At 57.6% G+C, this 15,244-nt stretch carries 15 protein-coding genes; 1 reads left to right on the forward strand and 14 read right to left on the reverse strand.

From position 1 onward, the window contains the following. The first annotated feature begins 11 nt into the window (after positions 1 to 11). Entirely contained in the window at positions 12 to 710 is a 699-nt protein-coding gene (locus tag BMX55_RS05485; protein WP_091454094.1) for a TetR family transcriptional regulator, read from the forward strand. Here the strand turns inward: BMX55_RS05485 and hflC are convergent. From hflC to BMX55_RS05555, 14 genes are all read right to left on the reverse strand, one after another. Next, a complete protein-coding gene (gene hflC, locus BMX55_RS05490) occupies positions 704 to 1,603 on the reverse strand; it encodes a protease modulator HflC (RefSeq protein WP_091454097.1) in 900 nt (299 codons plus the stop codon). The two genes, BMX55_RS05485 and hflC, sit on opposite strands and share 7 nt — an antisense overlap. A 9-nt stretch (positions 1,604 to 1,612) precedes the next feature. Continuing rightward, positions 1,613 to 2,980, reverse strand: a complete 1,368-nt coding sequence (gene hflK, locus BMX55_RS05495; protein ID WP_091454101.1) for an FtsH protease activity modulator HflK — start codon at positions 2,978 to 2,980, stop codon at positions 1,613 to 1,615. A gap of 27 nt (positions 2,981 to 3,007) precedes the next feature. After that, positions 3,008 to 4,165, reverse strand: a complete 1,158-nt coding sequence (gene hflX / locus BMX55_RS05500; RefSeq protein ID WP_483866617.1) for an HflX GTPase family protein — start codon at positions 4,163 to 4,165, stop codon at positions 3,008 to 3,010. A gap of 51 nt (positions 4,166 to 4,216) precedes the next feature. After that, positions 4,217 to 4,465, reverse strand: a complete 249-nt coding sequence (gene hfq / locus BMX55_RS05505) for an RNA chaperone Hfq (RefSeq protein WP_091454108.1) — start codon at positions 4,463 to 4,465, stop codon at positions 4,217 to 4,219. A 119-nt stretch (positions 4,466 to 4,584) separates the two neighbouring features. Next, positions 4,585 to 5,925 carry a ribosome biogenesis GTPase Der gene (gene der, locus BMX55_RS05510; protein WP_091454110.1) on the reverse strand — a complete coding sequence of 447 codons (1,341 nt, stop codon included), beginning with the start codon at positions 5,923 to 5,925 and terminating at the stop codon, positions 4,585 to 4,587. 14 nt (positions 5,926 to 5,939) lie between these two features. Beyond that, entirely contained in the window at positions 5,940 to 7,103 is a 1,164-nt protein-coding gene (bamB, locus tag BMX55_RS05515; RefSeq protein WP_281242821.1) for an outer membrane protein assembly factor BamB, read from the reverse strand. Continuing rightward, the gene (locus BMX55_RS05520) at positions 7,100 to 7,783 is read right to left on the reverse strand and encodes a YfgM family protein (protein ID WP_091454111.1); all 684 of its coding nucleotides are present in this window, start codon (positions 7,781 to 7,783) and stop codon (positions 7,100 to 7,102) included. The genes bamB and BMX55_RS05520 overlap by 4 nt, the downstream gene beginning before the upstream one ends. A gap of 15 nt (positions 7,784 to 7,798) precedes the next feature. Beyond that, on the reverse strand, positions 7,799 to 9,130 hold the full coding sequence (hisS, locus tag BMX55_RS05525) for a histidine--tRNA ligase (RefSeq protein ID WP_091454113.1): 1,332 nt from the start codon (positions 9,128 to 9,130) through the stop codon (positions 7,799 to 7,801). A gap of 34 nt (positions 9,131 to 9,164) precedes the next feature. After that, a complete protein-coding gene (gene ispG, locus BMX55_RS05530; RefSeq protein ID WP_091454115.1) occupies positions 9,165 to 10,430 on the reverse strand; it encodes a flavodoxin-dependent (E)-4-hydroxy-3-methylbut-2-enyl-diphosphate synthase in 1,266 nt (421 codons plus the stop codon). Continuing rightward, positions 10,430 to 11,386, reverse strand: a complete 957-nt coding sequence (locus BMX55_RS05535) for a helix-turn-helix domain-containing protein (RefSeq protein ID WP_091454116.1) — start codon at positions 11,384 to 11,386, stop codon at positions 10,430 to 10,432. The genes ispG and BMX55_RS05535 overlap by 1 nt, the downstream gene beginning before the upstream one ends. Then, a complete protein-coding gene (gene pilW, locus BMX55_RS05540) occupies positions 11,379 to 12,191 on the reverse strand; it encodes a type IV pilus biogenesis/stability protein PilW (protein WP_091454118.1) in 813 nt (270 codons plus the stop codon). The genes BMX55_RS05535 and pilW overlap by 8 nt, the downstream gene beginning before the upstream one ends. Before the next feature lies 1 nt (position 12,192). Next, entirely contained in the window at positions 12,193 to 13,332 is a 1,140-nt protein-coding gene (gene rlmN, locus BMX55_RS05545; RefSeq protein ID WP_091454120.1) for a dual-specificity RNA methyltransferase RlmN, read from the reverse strand. Positions 13,333 to 13,428: 96 nt separating this feature from the next. After that, positions 13,429 to 13,854: a nucleoside-diphosphate kinase gene (gene ndk / locus BMX55_RS05550; protein ID WP_091454122.1), complete on the reverse strand. Its 426-nt coding sequence runs from the start codon at positions 13,852 to 13,854 to the stop codon at positions 13,429 to 13,431. Positions 13,855 to 13,951: 97 nt separating this feature from the next. Continuing rightward, positions 13,952 to 15,202, reverse strand: coding sequence for a pseudouridine synthase (locus BMX55_RS05555; protein ID WP_091454882.1), 1,251 nt, complete (start codon positions 15,200 to 15,202; stop codon positions 13,952 to 13,954). Positions 15,203 to 15,244: the final 42 nt, after the last annotated feature.

The raw sequence follows: 15,244 nt of genomic DNA on the forward strand, positions 1-15,244 counted from the left end.
GGAGATAATTGATGGCACGACGCACAAAAGCCGAGGCGCAAGCCACCCGCAACAGCTTGCTCGATGCCGCAGAACAACTGTTCCAAACCAGAGGGGTCTCGCGCACCTCGCTCAATGACATTGCCACCGCAGCAGGCACCACCCGTGGGGCTATTTACTGGCATTTCAAAGACAAGGCGGATTTGTTCAATGCCATGATGGAGCGGGTCACTCTACCGCTAGAGGAAATTCACGCCCAAGCCAGCGCCATGACCGATGGCCATGCGCTGGGCCAACTGCGTACCGCCCTGCTCAATGCCTTGCATCTGATTGCCACCGATACCGCCACACGGCGGGTGTTAGAAATTGCCACGCAAAAAATCGAACTGACCAACGAGTTGGTGTCCGTACAAGAGCGCCGTTTGCACTCACACCGGCGATGCGTCGAGCAAAACCAATTGGCCTTGGCCTCTGCCAGCAGGGCAACGCAGCAGCCATTGACGATTCCTTTGGACACAGCAGCCATCGGCTTGCAAGCCCTGATTGAGGGGCTGGTGCAACGCTGGTTACTCGACCCACAAGCGTTTGACTTGGAACAGACGGGCCAACAAACCATGGATGTTTACTTGGCCGGACTGGGCTTACCCATCAAACACTTGTCCCCAATAAAAACCCCCTGCCTATCACACAGATTGGCAGGGGGTTTGGGGGAAACACTCAAAGCTCAGTGACGTGCTGCACCGGCCCCGCCACCACGAAACACCTTAAAGAATTCTGATGAATTGGGGTCAAGCAGCAGCACATCGCTCTTCTTACTAAAGCTAGCCTTGTAGGCATCGAGGCTGCGGTAAAACTGCGCAAACTGCGGGTCGCGGCCAAAAGCCTCGGCATAAATGCGCGCAGCCTCGGCATCGCCCTCGCCCTTGACCTTTTGTGCGTCACGGTAGGCATTGGCAATGGTGATTTCGCGCTGGCGGTCGGCATCAGCGCGGATTTTTTCGCCCTCAGCAGCCCCTGTAGAGCGCAACTCGTTGGCAACGCGCTTGCGCTCAGCCTCCATACGGCGGTACACCGACTCAGTGATGGACTCAACATAATCGACGCGGGTAATGCGCACATCGACCACATCCACGCCCCAAGGCTTGGCACCGCCCCGCACCGACTCCAGCACCTCGCGCTTGACATCAGCCATCAACTGCTCACGCTTGGACGAGAGCAACTCCTTGACTGTGCGCTTGTTGATTTCTTCTTGGAAGGCATTGCGCACCACCCGATTGAGCTGGGTGGCCCCGGCGTTTTCGTCCAGCCCGACATTGCGGATGTATTCGGATGGCTCGCTGATGCGCCAGCGCACATACCAGTCAATCACCACCCGTTGCTTTTCTGCCGTCAGCATGGGTTCGGTGTCGGTGCTGTCGAGCGTGAGCAGGCGCTTGTCAATGTAAGACACATTCTGAAACGGTGGCGGCAGCTTAAAGCTCAGGCCCGGCTCAGTAATGACTTCCTTGATCTGGCCCAAGGCATAGACGACACCAAACTGGCGCTGGTCTACGACAAACAGCATAGAGTTAGCCAAAGCTAACAAGGCAAAAATAAAAGACGCAAAAAATCCAACGCGATTCACATCGTTCTCCTAGCGGACTTCACGGTCACGCGTGCGACTGTTGTCGCGGGTGCGCGAATCCACCGGCACATGCGTCGCTGGTGGCGAGGCAGGTGGGGTGGCGGCGGGTGCGCCCAGCAGGTCGGTGGCAGAAGCCACATTCCCCTGCAAAATCTTCTCCAGCGGCAAATACAGCATATTGCCCCCTTGGCGTGAATCCACCACCACCTTGGTCACATTGCTGTAAATTTGCTGCATCGACTCCAGATACATGCGGTCGCGAGTGACTTGCGGGGCCTTTTGGTACTCTGCCAACACAGCGCTAAAGCGCTGTGCATCGCCTTGGGCTTGAGCCACAATGCGGGCCTTGTAGGCATCGGCTTCTTCTTTCAGGCGCGAGGCCGACCCCACCGCCCGTGGAATCACATCATTGGCATACGCCTCGGCCTCGTTCTTGGCACGCTCGCGCTCTTGGCCCGCCTTGAGCACATCATCAAAGGCCGATTGCACCTGCTCTGGCGGACGCACGCCACCTTGCTGCAAATTGATGCCCACAACCTCCACGCCCACTTTGTAACGATCCAAAATGGTTTGCATCAGGGCACGCACGCGGGGAGCAATCTGGTCGCGCTCTTCGGCCAGCGCCGTGTCCATGCGCATTTTGCTCACCACTTCGCGCACCGCTGTTTCGGCAGCTTGGATCACGGCATCTGCCGGATTTTTGCTTTCAAACAGCCAAGCCCGCGCATCATTCAAGCGGTATTGCACAGCAAATTTGATCTCGACGATGTTTTCGTCTTCGGTCAACATGGCCGATTCACGCAGACCTGTGGACTTGATAATCGTATCGCGCCCAACATCAGTAGACCGAATTTGGGTCACAAACACCAGTTCATGGCGTTGCACCGGATAAGGCAAACGCCAGTTAAAACCGGCCCCCACGGTACTGTGGTACTTGCCAAACTGGGTAATCACGGCCTGTTGGCCTTCTTGCACAATAAAAAACCCTGTGCCCAGCCAGATCAACACGGCAATGGTGGCAATCACGCCGATACCCAAGCCGGCACCCTTCATATCGGGGGGAGTATTGCCGCCATGATTGTGACCGTTGCCCGCGCCACCGCCTTGTTTCTCGCCAAATAAACCGGCCAGCTTGCGATTGAGGTCGCGCCACAACTCGTCCAAATCAGGTGGCTGCCCGGCTTGATTGCCCGTATCACGCCCACGCGGGGGTGCGGGGGGTTGCGGCTCGGACGGGGGGCGCTTGGGCTCAGGGGCCTGCTTGTCATCCGCCGAGTTGTTATCACCACGCCCCCAACGGGGATCATTGAGATTGAACATCCCACGCAAGCGCAGCAACCAAGGTGCCCGGCCACGGAGAGAAGAGGGTTGGTTCATGCAAAAATTCTCTGCTTCTGATTTCGGTTAGCTTAAAACAACGCTGCCATCGGGTGCATCCAGCGGCGGGTGCGAAGCATCGGCTGGAGCCGTCGTGCCAGTTAACGCGACCATCATCGCGGCCAGTTGGCTGCGCAGGCCCGCCAACCCAGCCCCTGTGCGCGCACTGACAAAAACTCTGGGCGTCTGGCGGCCATCGAGTTCATAAACATCTTGCCACTGCACAGGCTGTTGGCCATCGGGCAGCACATCTGCCTTATTGAACACCAGCAATTGCGGTATATCGCTGGCACCAATTTCTGCCAGCACCCGCTGCACTTGCGCAATTTGTTCTGGAAACTTGGGGTTAGACGCATCAATGACGTGCAGCAGCAGGTCGGCGTCAATCGCCTCTTGCAACGTGGCTTGGAAGGCATCGACCAAGCCGTGCGGCAAGTCTTTGATAAAACCCACCGTATCAGACAAAGAAACGGAACGCTCTAGCTCACCAATATAGAGCTGGCGCGTGGTGGTATCTAAGGTGGCAAAAAGCTGATCGGCTGCGTAGGCTCTGGCCTTGACTAGCGCGTTGAACAGGGTTGATTTGCCGGCATTGGTGTAACCCACCAACGACACATTAAAGGTTTGGCGGCGCTCACGCTGACGCCGCTGCGTCGTGCGCTGGCGCTTGACCTTGGACAGGCGCTCTTTGAGCCGCTTGATAGACTCGCCAATCATGCGCCGGTCTAGCTCAATTTGCGCCTCGCCGGGGCCACCACGCGCACCAATGCCGCCGCGTTGCCGCTCTAAGTGCGACCAGCGGCGCACCAAACGGGTGCTCAGGTAATTGAGGCGCGCCAACTCGACCTGCAATTTGCCTTCGTGGCTGCGGGCGCGCTGGGCAAAAATTTCTAGGATCAGAAAGGTGCGGTCGTTGACGGGCAACTCTAAGTGGCGCTCCAGATTTCTCTGCTGCGCCGGGCTGAGGGCTTGGTCAAACAATACCTCGGCAGCGCCGTGCATCTGCGCCAACAGACGAATCTCGTCTGCTTTGCCACTACCCACAAAGAGTGCAGCATCCGGTGCCTTGCGCTTGCACACCACAGAGGCCACCGGCTGCATACCTGCCGTTTGCGCTAGCAGGCCCAACTCTTCAAGTTGGGCATCAAAATCGGCTGCACCAAAATCTACCCCAACCAACACCACAGGTGTTGGCTCTGGTTGCTTGTTGTTATCTGATGTCAAATGAGGCCACCATCAAGCCGACTCCGGCTCGACATTTTCAGCAATAGAGAAGTTCACGGCACGCCCCGGAACGATGGTGGAGATGGCGTGCTTGTACACCATCTGCGTCACCGTGTTGCGCAGCAGCACTACATACTGATCGAAAGACTCGATCTGGCCTTGCAGCTTGATGCCATTGACCAGATAAATCGATACTGGCACATGCTCGCGCCGCAAGGCATTCAGAAACGGATCCTGCAAAATTTGACCTTTGTTGCTCACGATATTCTCCGTGTTAAAAATAAAATGGAATGGAATGATAGTAATGGGAAGCAACCTTTACTAGGTTGCCCCCTCGACCGACAGGGTTGCAGATCCGATCCGCAGAAAAACCAGCAAGATCAAGAATCGGTGTTGGCATAGGGATTTTTAGAAGTTTTCATCTCTATGCGCAGTGGGGTACCCACCAAGTTAAATTCTTTACGGAAACGCCCCTCTAGGAACCGCTTGTAAGCCTCGGTGACATGCTCTAGAGAGTTGCCATGCACAATGATGACTGGCGGGTTCATGCCCCCTTGGTGGGCATAGCGCAACTTGGGCCGGAACATGCCTGCACGCTTGGGGCTTTGGAACTGTACCGCCTCTAGCAATAGGCGCGTCAGCACTGGGGTTGGCATTTTGCAGGTAGCCGCCTTGTGCGCTTGCAAGATAGCGGGCCACAGCGGGCCCAAACCTTGGCGCTTGATGGCCGAGATAAAGTGCAGCGCCGCAAAATTGAGAAAGCCCAGTTTGGACTCAATGGCGCGCTCTACCAACTGACGTTGGTAGGCATCCAAGGCATCCCATTTGTTCACGGCCAGCACCACAGCACGGCCACTTTCTAAAATGTAGCCTGCAATATGGGCATCTTGATCGGTCACGCCTTGGGTAGCATCGAGCAGCAACAGCACCACGTTGGCCGAATCAATGGCCTGCAAAGTTTTAACCACCGAGAACTTCTCGATGGCTTCAAACACTCGGCCTTTGCGGCGCAGGCCCGCTGTGTCAATCAGTTCAAACTTTTGCCCGTCGCGCTCAAAGGGCACCGAAATGGCATCGCGGGTGGTGCCGGGCATGTCAAACGCCACCAAGCGCTCTTCACCCAGCCAAGCATTGATGAGGGTGGATTTACCCGCATTGGGGCGACCTGCCACCGCCAACTTGATGGTTGGCTCTGGCTCGGCTTCGGCCTCGCCATCAGGCTCTTCTAGGTGCAAGCGCTCTAGCGCCAGCTCAACCAAACCGCGAATGCCTTGGCCGTGGGCAGCAGAGACAGGATAGACCTCACCCAACCCCAGCTCGTAAAACTCGGACAACTGCACGCCTTCGAGCATGCCTTCGGCCTTGTTAGCCACCAGCAGGCATTGCTTGCCCAAGCGGCGCAGGTATTGGGCGATGTCGTGGTCTTGGCCAGACAGGCCCGCACGGGCGTCCACCACAAAGACCACCACATCGGCTTCGGCCACGGCCTGCTGGGTTTGGCGGGCCATTTCACGGTAAATGCCCGAAGAGGCATCAGGCTCAAAGCCCCCGGTATCAATGACGATATATTCGTGTTTGCCTTGCTTTCCAGTGCCGTAGTGACGGTCGCGCGTCAGGCCAGCAAAGTCGGCCACGATGGCATCGCGGGACTTTGTCAGGCGGTTGAAAAGGGTAGATTTGCCCACATTGGGACGCCCTACCAGGGCAATGACTGGTTTCATTAAAAACTTATTTTTTATTCGGGACGGAAGCCGTAGATTTTTCCTGCCAGCGTCGTGACCACCAAGGTGTTTCCGGCCACTACGGGCTGCGCCGAGATGCCGGAGTCATCGGTGGTCAAACGGTTGAGCAGGCTGCCGTCGGTTTTGGAGAGGAAATAGAGGTTTCCGGCACTATCGCCTACCACTACGGAGCGGCCCAACACCAACGGCGCGGACAGCTTGCGATACTTGAGTTGCTCGGAAGACCATTGCGGTGAACCGTTGCTACGGTTCCAAGCGGTGACGATACCATTGCTTTCAACGCCGTAAAGCGACTGCGCATCGCCATTGACGCCTTGCATTCCTTGGGATTTTTGCGTCCAAAGGATTTTACCGTTGCTGGCATTGAGGCAACCGACCGCCGACTGAAAAGCCCTGGCGCACACCACGCCATTGCTTTTACTGACTGGCCCGACCACATCGACCAAGCGTTCGATTTCATTGGTGCCACGGGGAATCGACAATGGCGACTCCCACAACACCGTGCCGGTATCGGGCTGAACACCGGCCAAACGCCCATAAATGCCTACCAGCAGGGTGTTGTTGATGGCAGTGAGCACGCCTGCTTGGCGCAGTACCAGATTCTCACTAGAGTTGGCTGGCGTTTGCACCCAAAGTTGGTGGCCCGAACCGGCGTCCAGTGCCAGCAGGTTACGGTCTGCGGTGAGCACAAACACCCGCCCGCCCGCCACCAACGGCGGCGTAAACACTGGTGCATTGAGGCGCTGACGCCATTTTTCTTGCCCGGCTACCAGCACAATCAGTTCATTGTGGGCCGACACCACCGCAGCCACATCACCATCGGCACCGACACCGGCGGCCAGTGGCTCTTGCAATGCACGGTGCCACAACGGACGGCCTGTGCTGGCATCAAGAGCGGTTACTTCACCATCGCTGGACGCCAGCGTGAGGACTTGGCCCTTGGCCTGCATCGACAGTGGCGGTTTAAAGGCAGTACCGACTCTGGCTGTCCAAGCCTGTTGCACCCCCAAGAGTGGTGCATTGAGCACCACTTCTTGCGGTTTGTTTTCAGGGCTAGAACTCCAAGAGGAGCAAGCACTGACCAGCAACGCCGCAGCCATCGCGGCTAACAGACGCGACGGGCGGCCAAAACCACGTAGATAGATGCTATTTTTCACCCTGGGCCTCCTTTATCCGACGAAGCCACTGCCGTGCTGTCGGGGTTAAATCCTAAAGCGTTGAGCTTGAATGCAACCAGACGCTTGAACTCAGGATAGGCTCCCAGTTTGTCATGGGCTTTGCGATACTGCTCCAGCGCTTCAGCGGGTTTTTGTTGCAGTATGCGAATGTCGCCTTGGCGATCAGCCACAATGGCCTCAAATTCTGGTGGCACTGGCGCAGACAACTGCTTGAGCGCATCGTCATAGGCCCCTTTTTCTAGCAGCAGGCCCGCCAAACGCAAACGTGCAATGGCTTTTTGGCCCTCATCGGCACCACTTTGCACCACCCACAGCAGGGCCTCCTCAGACTTGGCGGCGTTCTTGTTGTCTTGCCAAGCCTTAGAAGCCAGCAGACCGGCTTGCACCGATTGCTGGGTGCTGGCATATTTGTCACGGATATCTTTGAACGCCTGCTCTAACTTGGCATCATCTTTGGCCCGGATGGCTGCGTTCAATTCTTCCTGCAAAGCTGCAGCTTGCATAGACTGGCGGTTTTGCCAAAATTGATAGCCATTCCAGATGGCTATCGATCCAAAAACGAGCAGCAACACCGAGCTGATCAGATTGCCCCAAGTATTCCAAAAATGCTTGAGCTGGTCTATTTGCTCTTGTTCTTCAAGATCGAGGTGGTTTGCCATGAGGTGAATCCGAATTTAGGGGGTCGATTTTAGGATGGCCGCCCACTCGCTCACTTGGGCCATGGCGTATTCTTGCTGCTGGCCTTGGCCATCGCGCAGGGACTTGACGGTGACGCAACCACGAGAGACTTCATCCTCACCAAAAATCAGCGCATAGCGGGCACCACTGGCATCGGCCTTTTTAAATTGTGATTTCATGCTGCCCATGCCCTCACCCGCTTGGGTGGGAGTGTGCATTTGCACCGAAGTTCCTTGGGCGCGCAATGGTTGTAGCACCCTAAAAGCCGCTGGCAACACACTGGCGCTGGGCAAGATAGCATAGACATCGGGGGCCACCGGCGACGGGGCAGCACCTTGCTCTTTGAGCAGTTCTAGCACCCGCTCTACCCCCAAAGCCCAACCGACTGCCGGTGCGGGCTTGCCGCCAATTTGCTCAATCAGGCCATCATAGCGCCCGCCCCCGCAAATGGTGCCTTGGGAGCCAAGCTGCTCGGTGATGAATTCAAACACCGTCAGGTTGTAGTAGTCCATGCCCCGCACCAAACGCGGGTTGATTTGCCAAGCAACGCCAGCGGCATCCAAAATCGACTGCACGGTGTGCAAATGCGCCAATGAAGCCTCGCCCAGAAAATCAAGCAGGCGCGGCGCGGCCTCTACCAAGTCTTTCATGGCCGGATTTTTGGTATCCAAAATCCGCAAGGGGTTGCTGTGCAAACGCCGACTGGCATCTTCATCAAGCTGATCGGCGTGGGCCTCAAAATAGGTGATGAGTGCAGCACGGTGGGCCTTGCGCTCTTCGGGCTGGCCTAAGCTGTTGAGTTCTAGCCGGACGTTGGTCAGGCCCAGTTCTTTCCAGAGCGCATCAGCGAGCAAAATCAGTTCGGCATCAACCTCGGCCCCCGGAAAACCCAGAGCCTCTGCGCCAATCTGGTGGAACTGGCGATAGCGCCCACGCTGGGGGCGCTCGTGGCGAAACATCGGCCCCATGTAGTACAGGCGCTTGCCGCCTTCGTACAGCATGGTGTGCTCGACCACGGCGCGCACCACGCCAGCGGTGCTTTCGGGGCGCAGGGTGAGCTGCTCGCCATTGAGACGGTCTTCAAAAGAGTACATCTCTTTTTCGACGATATCGGTCACCTCACCCAAGCCCCGAATGAACAGGCCGGTGTTCTCTAGGATAGGGGTGCGAATGTTTTGGTAGGCAAAGCGCGCCATCAATTGGCGCACCTTGTCTTCTAACCATTCCCATTGTGCAGAATGGGGTGGCAGGATGTCATTCATGCCCTTGATGGCTTTGATTTTTCCAGCTTTGGTCACAGTCTTATTGTTTTCGGTACTCACACGCATCTCTCATCCATAAAAACCAGAATCTGCCACCGCTTCAGGCACCAAACCGCTGGGCTACATAGTTGTCCACAATTTGCTGAAACTCGGCAATGATCTGCCCGCCGCGCAGGGTAGTGACTTTTTCGCCATCAATAAACACCGGGGCAGCAGGGGCCTCACCCGTGCCGGGCAAGCTGATGCCGATATCGGCATGTTTGCTCTCACCGGGGCCATTGACGATGCAACCCATCACCGCCACCTTCAGGGTTTCGACCCCACGGTATTGCGAGCGCCACGTGGGCATCTGCTGGCGCAGGTAGTCGTCAATTTGTTTAGCCAACTCTTGAAACGTGGTGCTGGTGGTACGACCACAGCCGGGGCAAGCGGTAACACTGGGGTTAAACATGCGCAGGCCCAAGGCCTGCAAAATCTCAGACGCAATGACCACCTCTTGGGTACGCGACTCGCCAGGCTGCGGCGTTAAAGAGACACGAATGGTGTCGCCAATGCCCTCTTGCAGCAATACTGACAGCGCCGCCGCAGAGGCTACCGTGCCCTTGGTGCCCATACCGGCCTCGGTCAGACCCAAATGCAGCGCATAGTTGCAACGGCGGGCCAACTCGCGGTACACCGAGATCAAATCTTGCACGCCGCTGACCTTGCACGACAGGATGATTTGCTCACCAGGCATGCCCATTGCCTCAGCCGATTGTGCCGATTGGATGGCCGAGGTAATGAGTGCCTCGTACATGATCTGCTTGGCATCACTGGGTACGGCACGCTGGGCGTTCTCGTCCATCAGCCGGGCCAGCAACTCTTGGTCTAAGCTACCCCAATTGACGCCAATGCGCACCGGCTTTTGCCAGCGCATGGCGGCCTCGATCATTTGACCAAACTGGCGGTCACGCTTTTCGCCCTTGCCCACATTGCCGGGGTTGATGCGGTATTTGGACAGGGCCTGCGCACAGGCAGGGTAGTCGGTGAGCAGAGTGTGGCCGTTGTAGTGGAAATCACCAATCAACGGTACGTCAATGCCCATGCGGTCAAGCTGTTCGCGCACGTAAGGCACGGCGGCGGCAGCTTCGGGGGTATTGACCGTGATGCGCACCAGCTCGGAACCGGCTTGGGCCAGCTCTTTGATTTGGATAGCCGTGCCAATGGCATCGACGGTATCAGTGTTGGTCATGGACTGGATGCACACCGGCGCATCGCCACCGATACGCACTTCGCGTGTGCCCCAAACTACCTTGGCTTGGTGGCTGCTGCGTGCCTTGGGCGCAGCAACAGGAATAGCATCTGTACTTGGTTGGAAGTCTTGCATTACTTCACCTCAAATCGGGCTGTGTTTTCGCGGGTGATAGCAGCGAGTTCAAAACGCTCACCCCGAATATAGACATCAGTGACGTCGGCACGGCCCACGCGCACCGACAGGGGTGGCTCGTGGGACACCGTGACGCTCTCGCCTGCACCCAAGGTACGTTGCAACACGGTCGTTCCCTTGGCATCGCGCACCTGAATCCACGAAGAGGCTTTGGCACTGAGTACCAACAAACCTTGGGGAGGCTTGGCTACCAACGATGCACTGGGTGCTGGCGCTGGCAACACTGCGGCTGACGGCTGCTGTGGTTTGGTTTCTAAGGGTACTGGCGGCAATACCGCCGGAAGTGGCGCATTACCCAGCACGGGCACAGAAGCTGACGGGGGCGTAAGCGGCACGGTGGCAGGTGTGGGGCTACTCACTGGGGGCGGCAGGGGAGCCACTGCTGCTTCGGCCTTATTTTCTTCTGGCACCGCAGCGGGCACCGGCACAGCAGCTTCTTCTTCAGGTTCTGACGCCAGCTTTTGCGGCAGAAAAAGCACCACCAAAGCCCCCAACAACAAGGCGACGATGGCTAAAGTAACCCATTTTCCACCCAGCAAGGTCAACAGCGAGCGGCTGCGCTCGTCCCGTAACCGGGTATTGATACCTTCACTGTGGGCTGCCAAACGTGGCTGCAATCCGGGAGGCATGGCCGCAAGGATGGGTGCCGGATCAATTTTGAGCGCTCGGCAAACACTGCCTGCAAAGGCACGAACAAAATTGGCATCAGGAAACTGCGCAAAGTTGTCTGCCTCCAAGGCTTGGAGCTTGGGTACCGACACTTTGAGCGAAGCGGCCAGGACTTCAACATGCAAACCCTGTGCCTGACGTGCTTGGCGCAACAACGCGCCTGGAGAAACAAAAGATGCCGCTGGGGCGTCCGGCACCACAGCCGAAGAGTTAGGCAATTCACTCATCAAAGCGACCTTTATCGTATAGGGCCTGCTCGGCGGAGTCAGGGAAACGCTTACGCAACTGATCGGCCAGTTGCTTCATGGCCACCATGTTGCCCAAAGCGCGCTCGACCTTAACGCCCAGCCACAATGTTTCTGCATTGGACAGATCGCTGTTGTTCAAGCGACGGATATAAAACTGGGCGCGCACCAGCTCCTTGCGCTTAAACAACAGGCTGGACAAGTGGTAAGCGACCACCGGATTGCCGGCATCAAGCTCGTAGGAGCGCATCAGTGCCTGCTCGGCGGCAACGTCATCACCAGCACGGGCATGGCACAGACCTTGCGCCATCAGGGTTTTGCTGCGGGCCATGTAAGCAGGATTGGTAAGCACCTGCAAAAAAATCTCATTGGCCTGTGGATACCTTTGTTGCACGCAGAGCAACCAACCACGGTTGTGCAGCACACCAGAGTCGGCGGGACGCAAATCTAACGCACGCTGAAAGCTGGCATCAGCTTGGGCATAGTCATTGAGCCGCATGTGAATCAGGCCGAGTAGGTTGTAGGCATCGGCATAGGACGAATCAGTGGCCAGCGCCTGCTTGGCCTCGTCCAAGGCCACCGAAGTCTGACCAGATTCAAAATAATTGGCGGCCAACTCTAACCGGATGCGGGCGCGGCGACGCACATCAGTCTCTTGTGCCGACGAGATCGGATCACTGCCGTTGCCCAATGTGCCGGTGGCACAGCCCGACAGGCCACCGAGACAGCACAGCAACATCCCGACACCTGCCCAATAGCGGCCTTTTGTCGTCAGACCTAGGGGCATATCAAGGCTTCTCCGGCCCGGGGGCTACTGGAATCAGTGGGATGGTGCGCCGCTGGGCCATGCGCTCAGTGGCGCGGGTGCGGTCTTGCACCTCACCGGCCAATTGGCCGCAGGCGGCATCAATATCATCGCCGCGTGTTTTGCGCACCGTGGTGATGATGCCCGCATCATTGAGCAACTTACCAAAGGCCAATACCTGCGGCTGTGCCGAGCGCTGCAAGCCCGACGCTGGAAAGGGATTAAACGGAATGAGGTTGAATTTGCACCAAGCCCGACCGTGGGCATAAGAGCGCACCAGATCGATCAATTGCTGGGCGTGCTCTGGCTGGTCATTGACGCCATCGAGCATGCAGTATTCAAAAGTGATGAAATCGCGCGGGGCGTGGGCCAGATAGCGCACACAAGCCTGCATCAATTCATCGAGCGGGTATTTGCGGTTGAGCGGCACGAGGTTGTCGCGCAAAGCATCGTTGGGGGCGTGCAAAGAGACGGCCAGTGCCACGGGGCAATCTACGGCCAGCCGGTCTATCATGGGCACGATGCCGGAGGTAGACACCGTCAGACGGCGGCGCGAGAGACCATAACCGTGGTCATCGAGCATGGCGCGCAAGGCCGGTAGCAGAGCGCCATAATTTTGTAGCGGCTCGCCCATGCCCATCATCACGACGTTGGAAATCACCCGCTCTGACACGCCCAAACGCTGGCGCAAGGTGTGCTCGGCAAACCAGAGCTGGGCCAAAATTTCGGCGGTGCTCAGGTTACGGCTAAAACCTTGGTGTCCGGTGGAGCAAAAACGGCAGCCCACAGCGCAGCCCGCCTGTGAAGAAACGCACAGGGTGCCCCGGTCGTCTTCGGGGATAAACACGGTCTCAACGGCGTTGCCTGCACCCACATCAAACAGCCATTTGACGGTGCCATCGGCAGATTGGTGCTCACTGACCACAGGCAGGGCGCTGATGTGCGCGCAGGTGGCCAGCTTTTGGCGCAGCGATTTGGCCAGATCAGTCATCTGGTCAAAACTGCTGGCACCACGCTGGTGAATCCAGCGGAACAATTGGGTGGCCCGAAAACGCTTTTCGCCCAACTGCTCACAAAAAGCGGTCAGGCCTTCAAGATCAAAATCCAGTAGATTGGTGTTCATGTCTTTGCAAAAACGCTTTCGTGCTTGCCCCCACACACGGGCTGGTCATAAATCCGTACGGCGCTGAATGCCAAGCCCGGTATGGGGTACGCCATTTCAGCGCGAGAAAACGTTCAGGCCAGCGAAGAAGAAAGCGATTTCGACGGCGGCGGTTTCGGGGGCGTCAGAGCCGTGCACGGCGTTGGCATCGATGCTGTCAGCAAAGTCGGCGCGGATGGTGCCAGCTTCAGCCTTCTTGGGGTCGGTAGCGCCCATCAGTTCACGGTTTTTCAGGATGGCGTTTTCTCCTTCCAGAGCTTGGATCATCACGGGGCCGGAGATCATGAAATCGACCAGATCCTTGAAGAAAGGACGCTCTTTGTGCACAGCGTAGAACTGTTCAGCTTCGAGGCGCGACAGGTGGGCCATACGGGCAGCGACCACTTTGAGGCCAGCGGCTTCAAAACGGGCGTAGATTTGGCCGATGACGTTCTTAGCAACTGCGTCGGGCTTGATGATGGAGAGGGTGCGCTCGATGGCCATAGGATTTCCTGATGAAATAAGAGTGGATTTAAGAATTTGTCTCTGCCAAAGCAGAAACAAAGCTTTTGATTCTAACCGGCTGTGTTGGCCGCTGGGCTTAGCGGCGGCCCCGTGTGCCCGTGCCACGGCTGGTGCGGCGCTGCTCTTGGCGGTGGCGTGAGAGGCTATCGGTACCAATGTAGCCGACCGAGGTTTTCATCGGGTCGGGCTGGGCGTTGGCAGGCTGGCGCGCGGGGCTAGGCTTGTCAGGATTGGCCGCAGGCAGGCGACGTCCCATAAAGCTGCGCTGGGCTGGTGCATGAGGCTCTGTTTTTTGTTCTAGTTTTTTCAGGCCGGTAGCTTGCAGCAGGGCGTTGATGTCGCGCTCATCCAGCTCTAGCCAAGCGCCGCGCTTGAGACCGCGTGGCAGCACCATCGCACCATAGCGGATACGAATCAGGCGGCTGACGGCATGGCCCACGGCCTCTAGCATGCGGCGCACTTCGCGGTTGCGGCCTTCAGAGATGGTGACGCGATACCAGCAGTTGGAGCCTTCGCCGCCACCGTCTTCAATCGAGCCAAACGAGGCCATGCCATCATCGAGTTGCACACCGTCGAGCAGGCGCTGCTTTTCTTCTTTGCTCAAGGCTCCGAGCACGCGCACGGCATATTCGCGCTCTAAGCCAAAACGCGGGTGCATGAGTTGGTTGGCCAACTCACCAGAGCTGGTAAACAGCAGCAAGCCCTCGGTATTCAAGTCGAGGCGGCCCACCGATTGCCATTTGCCCTGCATGAGGCGCGGCAACTTGCGAAACACCGTGGGGCGGTTTTGCGGGTCGTCTTGGGTCACGACTTCGCCCACGGGCTTGTGGTAGGCAATCACGCGCGGTGGCGGTGGGTCGATACGGTAGCGGATCGGCTTGCCATTGAGCTTGACGATATCGCCATACTGCACCCGTTGCCCGATATGGGCAGGCTCGTTGTTGACCGAGATGCGCCCTTCCAAAATGAGCTGCTCCATCTCTAGCCGCGAGCCCATACCGGCTTGGGCCAACACTTTGTGCAGTTTGGGCGTTTCTACTTGGGGCAGCAAAACCCGTTTGGTGGGCAGCACCACCTCGGCGCTGGTCTCATCGGCATCAAACTGGCCCGAAACCACGTCGGCAAATTGGTAGCCCTCGGCTTCTGCGGCCAAAGGGAGCGGTGCCGGAGTTGCCTTTTTGGGGGCTGTGCCAGGGCGGCGCTGCGCGGTAGCACCATTGCGCGCTGGACGCGCTTTGCCTGCGGGGCGCTGGGCAGCGCCTCGAGCTGGCTTACGGGGCTGGCCCGGTTGTGCGGCATCACCGCCGAAAGGAGTTTCTGGGTTCATGGATATTTTGCGCAAGGCCAAAGCATTGCCGGAGATAGACAA

It is taken from the genome of Giesbergeria anulus (assembly GCF_900111115.1).
GTDB lineage: Bacteria > Pseudomonadota > Gammaproteobacteria > Burkholderiales > Burkholderiaceae_C > Simplicispira > Simplicispira anulus.

Excerpts from the sequence above, each read along its gene's own strand:
- BMX55_RS05485 (WP_091454094.1), top strand. The coding sequence starts at position 12 with ATGGCACGACGCACAAAAGCCGAGGCGCAAGCCACCCGCAACAGCTTG.
- hflK (WP_091454101.1), bottom strand. The coding sequence starts at position 2,980 with ATGAACCAACCCTCTTCTCTCCGTGGCCGGGCACCTTGGTTGCTGCGC.
- der (WP_091454110.1), bottom strand. The coding sequence starts at position 5,925 with ATGAAACCAGTCATTGCCCTGGTAGGGCGTCCCAATGTGGGCAAATCT.
- BMX55_RS05520 (WP_091454111.1), bottom strand. The coding sequence starts at position 7,783 with ATGGCAAACCACCTCGATCTTGAAGAACAAGAGCAAATAGACCAGCTC.
- hisS (WP_091454113.1), bottom strand. The coding sequence starts at position 9,130 with ATGCGTGTGAGTACCGAAAACAATAAGACTGTGACCAAAGCTGGAAAA.
- ispG (WP_091454115.1), bottom strand. The coding sequence starts at position 10,430 with ATGCAAGACTTCCAACCAAGTACAGATGCTATTCCTGTTGCTGCGCCC.
- BMX55_RS05535 (WP_091454116.1), bottom strand. The coding sequence starts at position 11,386 with ATGAGTGAATTGCCTAACTCTTCGGCTGTGGTGCCGGACGCCCCAGCG.
- pilW (WP_091454118.1), bottom strand. The coding sequence starts at position 12,191 with ATGCCCCTAGGTCTGACGACAAAAGGCCGCTATTGGGCAGGTGTCGGG.
- rlmN (WP_091454120.1), bottom strand. The coding sequence starts at position 13,332 with ATGAACACCAATCTACTGGATTTTGATCTTGAAGGCCTGACCGCTTTT.
- ndk (WP_091454122.1), bottom strand. The coding sequence starts at position 13,854 with ATGGCCATCGAGCGCACCCTCTCCATCATCAAGCCCGACGCAGTTGCT.
- BMX55_RS05555 (WP_091454882.1), bottom strand. The coding sequence starts at position 15,202 with ATGAACCCAGAAACTCCTTTCGGCGGTGATGCCGCACAACCGGGCCAG.